We start from the raw sequence: 561 nt of genomic DNA on the forward strand, positions 1-561 counted from the left end.
AGTTCCAAAGCTATTACAGATTTGCAAAAACTGATGTCTGAGATTGAAGACATCAGTTGCAATAATGAGTGGTGTCATATTAAAGGGAAAGTTCCATTAAATACAAGTAAAGACTATGCCTCAGAAGTAAGTTCGTACACTAAGGGCTTAGGCATTTTTATGGTTAAGCCATGTGGGTATCAAATAACAAAAGACGGTTATTCTGATAATATCCGCATGAACGAAAAAGATAAACTTTTATTCATGTTCCAAAAATCAATGTCATTAAAATAATGGAGCGGTCAGGAAATTTCTATAAGGCAATACGGTTGGGATATATACTTATCTCCATTCTTATCGGATGTATGGCATATAATAGCCTCTATGAATGGCAGGAGATAGAAGCATTAGAACTTGGCAATAAAAAAATAGACGAGCTCCGAAAAGAAATAAACAATATCAATATTCAAATGATAAAATTTTCTCTATTGGGTGAAACAATACTGGAATGGAACGATAAAGATATCGAGCATTACCATGCACGGCGTATGGCAATGGACAGTATGCTCTGCCGTTTCAAGG

General features: G+C 35.1%; 2 pseudogenes. Both read left to right on the plus strand.

The window, feature by feature from the left end:
• Window positions 1-273: pseudogene (locus DXC10_RS16200) on the plus strand (tetracycline resistance ribosomal protection protein); the annotation flags it as partial.
• Window positions 273-561 (plus strand): annotated as a pseudogene (locus DXC10_RS16205) (hypothetical protein); the annotation flags it as partial. The pseudogenes DXC10_RS16200 and DXC10_RS16205, both read left to right, overlap by 1 nt.

Origin of the sequence: Bacteroides sp. OM08-11 (genome assembly GCF_003438665.1) — a bacterium.
Taxonomy (GTDB): Bacteria; Bacteroidota; Bacteroidia; order Bacteroidales; family Bacteroidaceae; genus Bacteroides; species Bacteroides cutis.